Annotated in this window: 4 protein-coding genes and 2 pseudogenes; 3 read left to right on the plus strand and 3 right to left on the minus strand. The window is 49.7% G+C overall.

The window, feature by feature from the left end:
- The 3 genes and pseudogenes from C7N83_RS13000 to C7N83_RS13010 form a co-directional block, all read right to left on the minus strand.
- Window positions 1-144, minus strand: a pseudogene (locus tag C7N83_RS13000) (IS1595 family transposase); the annotation flags it as partial.
- Window positions 145-269: 125 nt separating this feature from the next.
- On the minus strand, window positions 270-1,142 hold the full coding sequence (locus C7N83_RS13005; protein ID WP_106743152.1) for a mechanosensitive ion channel family protein: 873 nt from the start codon (window positions 1,140-1,142) through the stop codon (window positions 270-272).
- A 60-nt stretch (window positions 1,143-1,202) separates the two neighbouring features.
- A pseudogene (locus C7N83_RS13010) lies at window positions 1,203-1,980 on the minus strand (ABC transporter permease).
- Between the two features lie 593 nt (window positions 1,981-2,573).
- Here C7N83_RS13010 and C7N83_RS13015 point away from each other — a divergent pair.
- The 3 genes from C7N83_RS13015 to glmU all read left to right on the plus strand — a co-directional run.
- Window positions 2,574-3,233, plus strand: coding sequence for a pyrimidine 5'-nucleotidase (locus tag C7N83_RS13015; protein ID WP_106743153.1), 660 nt, complete (start codon window positions 2,574-2,576; stop codon window positions 3,231-3,233).
- A 73-nt stretch (window positions 3,234-3,306) separates the two neighbouring features.
- Entirely contained in the window at window positions 3,307-3,582 is a 276-nt protein-coding gene (locus tag C7N83_RS13020; protein ID WP_106743155.1) for a spore cortex protein, read from the plus strand.
- Between the two features lie 83 nt (window positions 3,583-3,665).
- Window positions 3,666-4,865, plus strand: a 1,200-nt coding sequence (gene glmU / locus C7N83_RS13025) for a bifunctional UDP-N-acetylglucosamine diphosphorylase/glucosamine-1-phosphate N-acetyltransferase GlmU (protein WP_106743156.1), incomplete at its 3' end; no start/stop codon positions are given.

A 4,865-nucleotide genomic window follows, 5' to 3' on the forward strand; every position in this document is an offset into this window, starting at 1 on the left:
TGGCGGATTTTACGGTAAAACAATGCTGCCGAATCGGGGGGATGTCTAATAAATTGGCAGCTGCGCGGGCGGTAACTTCTGGTACAAAAAATTCAATGCGTTTCTTTTGTACTTTTTTGATAATTTATAGTTTGTTATCTTCATTTTTAAAGGGTAGCATAACTGCTAGTCCAATACAGCCCCTTAAATTAAGTAAAACAGGGAAAGCCGTCTACCAGGTCTTTCCTTCTCAGCCAGCAGCCTCGCCTTTACAACCTGTTCTGACATGTTTACGCACTTTCCACATCGTTGGCCGCCGGTTGTGAAACAATGTGCACATCACGTTGCGGAAACGGAATGTTGATTTTCACTTCACGCAGGTTTTCCACCACCTGTTCGTTCAGATCGCATTGAAGGCTCCACCAGTCAGCTTCGGTCGTCCATGCCCACAGGGTGATTTCAATTGCGTTGTCCCCCAGATTGGTCACCTGCACCGTGGCTGGTTTTTCAGTTTGGATGCATTTCGGATGCCCGGTCGCCGCTTTCAACACCGCAGTTTTGGCGGTTTTCAAATCACAGGCATAATCCACCCCGACAATCACCTGCGCACGCCATTGTGGCAGGGAAGATTTGTTGGTGATGCTGTTACTCATCACCACACTGTTAGGCAGCACCACTTCTTCATTGGCATATGTGCGCAGCGAAGTCTGCACCATTTTGATTTCACGCACATAGCCTTCAAAGCCGTTGACTTTAATGTAGTCGCCCACCTTAAACGGGCGGAACAAAATAATCAGCGCACCGGCAGCAAAGTTGGATAATTGGTCTTTCAGCGACAAAGCAATCGCCAAGCCTGCACCGCCGACTAAGGCAGTGACCGAAGTAGTCGGCACGCCCAGTTTGCCCAGCGCAGCGATAATCACCATAATCAGCATACCGATGTTGGCAACGTTGCCTAAAAAACTCACCAAGGTCAAATCCACTTTGGCACGCGTCAAGGCGGCTTTCATCAGCTTCACGATATATGTCGTCAACCAACGGCCGATAATGAAAATCGCCACAGCAGCCAACAGATTCAAGCCGAAATCCATACCATTTTCCGCCAAGCGTTCCCAGCCTTTCAAGCTGAAGAGCTGTTCAAAATCCAAATTATCAAAATTCATGGCATATCCTTATTTAATCATTGGTTTAATCTTTCAGACGGCCTCAATAAACCTTAACGCTCAACGGCACAGTTTCCAGCCTGAATGCAGCACCGCCAACACCAGCACACCCACTGCCGTTACTGAACCACCGACCACTGCCAGCGACAGCCAGGGTAAGATATCATTCATGCCAAAAAAGCCGTAGCGGAAACCGTCAATCATGTAAAACACCGGATTGAAACAGTTGGCCGTGCGCCAAAATTCAGGCATGCTGTTGATGGAATAAAGCACGCCCGACAAAAACATCAGCGGCATGATGAGGAAAGTTTGGAACATGGCAAGCTGGTCGGATTTTCCGGCGACAATGCCCGCCACCAAACCGAGTATCGCCATCATTACCGAGCCCAACAACCCAAACACCACAATCCGGCCGATATCGTGCGGCGCAGGCAGGCCGAACGGCACTGTCACTACCACTATGTCAAACCGACCAACAAGCCGCGGCCCCCTCCCTGCTGCACCGACATATGCGCCGAAAAAGGCAAGGTCGGATAACGGCGGCAGCAGGATAAACACCAGATTACCCGACAGGCGTGGCTGAATCAGGCTGCTCAATACATTGGTTAAACGCATTTTGTGCCATACTCGTCATCGCCAATCCAAGAATCAGAAACGCGTTATATACCACATCAGGCAAGGCTTCGGCATAGCGGCCGATGGTGTGGGCGAAAATCAGCTGATACAAAAGCGCGGTGAGCATGGGCGCGCCCAAAGTCTGCAGACCGACCTTCCAAAAGCGCAGGATTTCTTTTTTGAATAAGGTATAAAAACCAATCAGGGTGTGGCTCGAATCCATTCAGAATAAAAAGGCCGTCTGAAAAATAAACGGCTTCAGACGGCCTTATATACTGCGCCCCATGAAAAGGGTATTTTAATCAACGTAAAGCCTCTTTAACAAAAGCAGCTTTAATCATGTGCATCGTCTTTATATACCGTCTGTCCGGATTCTGAAACAGATCCCAAGTCATTCATTGTTTGCGTATTTAAAAAAAAAAACAAAACAAAATAACGAATTACGCTGCCTTAAAACAGTTTCTTTGCCTGTGTGCAATCCGACCATGTCGGAAAAAGTAAAAAATGAAGCTGAGACCTTTGCGAAATCCCGGATTTGAGCACCGTTTAAAGCACCGACATCGGAGAGCACGCAGGCATATTACCCGGATAGACAAGTGTTCGAGAAGCGCGGCGTGGAGAAATATACCCAAAACGGGAATTTTGCAAAGGTCTCGCCCTGCATGTGTGATCGACAATATTTTAACATATTAAATATTACCGCTTAAATGATTGTTTGGCTGTTGTTTTGCGTGCTGCGACTTGTCAAATGCGCACGGGCGGTTGCCCGTGCGGCGGTAAGCTGCCATCATAAGCATTTTTCACCGCGAGGCCGCCATGAATCCGCCTGTTTGGCTTTTCGATCTCGACAACACACTGCACAACGCCGATGCCGGTGTTTTCCTGTTAATCAACCACGCCATGACCGACTATCTGGCAGGCCGCTTGAATCTTTCCCGCGACGATGCGTCCGCCATCCGCGAAGACTATTGGCATCGCTATGGTGCAACTTTGGCCGGTTTGCAAATTCACCATCCCGAAGTCGATATTGTCGAATTTCTGGTCAAAAGCCATCCGATGTCGCAAATTTTAGAAAAATTAATGCCCATCGAACGAACCCAAACCCTTTTAGGCCGGCTGAAAGGGTGCAAAGCCGTGTTCTCTAACGGACCGTCGTTTTATGTGCAGGCAGTCACCGAACACTTGCAGATCCGCGACCATTTCGACTTACTGGCCGGCACCGACGATTTCGGTTTCCTTTACAAGCCCAACCGTCAAGCCTATCTGGCTGTCTGCCAACGACTTGAAAAAACACCGCAAAATTGCATTATGGTAGACGATAACGCAGATAACCTTTACACCGCCAAACAACTGGGCATGCAGACCGTATGGTTCAGCCACAAAGCCCACGATTTACCTTTTGTTGATTGTGCCGCGCACGACATGGCCGTGCTGGAAATGTGGGCAGCGCAACAAGGCTGGCTCGAAGCCGTCTGAAATGTGCAAAAACCTATGATTCCGAATATAAATTCATTACAATAGCGGATATTCTAAACAAGGAAAAAAAGACATGCGTTACTTAGCGATGGTTTTGGCACTCACCGCCCTGGCGGGCTGCACATGGGAAACCTACCAAAAAGCCGACGGTAGTACCGCGCTGCGCCAAAAATATGAAAAGGGCGCCCGCATTTACTATCAAGACGGCTCTTATTCGCGCAACATGAATTACAACCAATACCGCCCGGAACAACACGCCGTAAAGCCTGAAATGAAGCATCACCAAGCCGTTCAGGGTACCACATGGGGTGTGAAACCAAGCAGAAGCAATCCGGCCGAAACCGAGTAAACCCTTAATACCGACTGGAAACACATTTCTCGTTTCAGACGGTCTTCCATATTCAATCGTTCATACCCGAATGGAAAGCAACAATGAACCAAACACCTTTACATATCGTGATTCTTGCGGCGGGCAAAGGCACCCGTATGTATTCGAAAATGCCCAAAGTACTGCACGAAGTCGGTGGCAAACCGATGGTTACCCGTGTGATTGACGTGGCCGCTACGCTGAATCCGCAAAACATCTGCGTCGTCATCGGCCACGGTAAGGAGCAGGTTTTGGAAAAAGTGAAACGCGATGTGGTTTGGGTAGAACAAACCGAGCAGCTCGGTACCGGTCACGCTGTGAAAACCGCCTTGCCACACCTGCCCATCGAAGGCCGCACCTTAGTGCTTTACGGCGATGTGCCTCTGACCGACACCGCTACCTTGGAAACCCTGCTGGAAGCTGCCGGGGACGAAGTCGGCCTACTGACCGATGTATTGGACAACCCCACAGGCTATGGCCGCATTATCCGCGAAGGCGGAAAAGTGGTGGCGATTGTCGAAGAAAAAGATGCCGATGCCGCGCAAAAAGCTGTCAAAGAAACCAATACCGGTATTTTGGTGCTGCCTAATGCCAAGCTCAAAGACTGGCTAAACAGCTTGAGCAGCGACAACGCACAAGGCGAATATTACCTGACCGACCTGATTGCCTCGGCTAATTCAGACGGCATCACCGTACATCCCGTACAAGTGCGCGCCAGCCATCTGGCAGCAGGCGTCAACAACAAAGTGCAACTGGCCGAATTGGAACGCATTTTCCAAACCGGACAGGCACAAGAATTGCTCAAAGCAGGTCTAACCCTGCGCGACCCCGCCCGTTTTGATTTGAGAGGCCGTCTGAAACACGGTCAAGATGTGGCAATTGATATCAACGTGGTCATCGAAGGTGATGTCGAAATCGGCGATAACGTGGAAATCGGCGCAAATTGCGTGATTAAAAATGCCAAAATCGGCGCAGGCAGCAAAATTGCCCCGTTTTCACATCTGGAAGACTGCGAAGTCGGCGTCAACAACCACATCGGCCCATATACCCGCCTGCGCCCGAATGCGGTATTGGCCGACGATGTGCACATCGGCAACTTTGTCGAAGTGAAAAATGCCAGCATCGGGCAAGGTACCAAAGCCAGCCACCTGACCTATATCGGCGATGCCGAAGTCGGCCGGAAAACCAATTTCGGCGCAGGCACCATTATCGCCAATTACGACGGTGTGAACAAACACAAAACCGTCATCGGAGACGAAGTGCTC

Source organism: Neisseria iguanae (genome assembly GCF_003013245.1).
GTDB lineage: Bacteria > Pseudomonadota > Gammaproteobacteria > Burkholderiales > Neisseriaceae > Neisseria > Neisseria iguanae.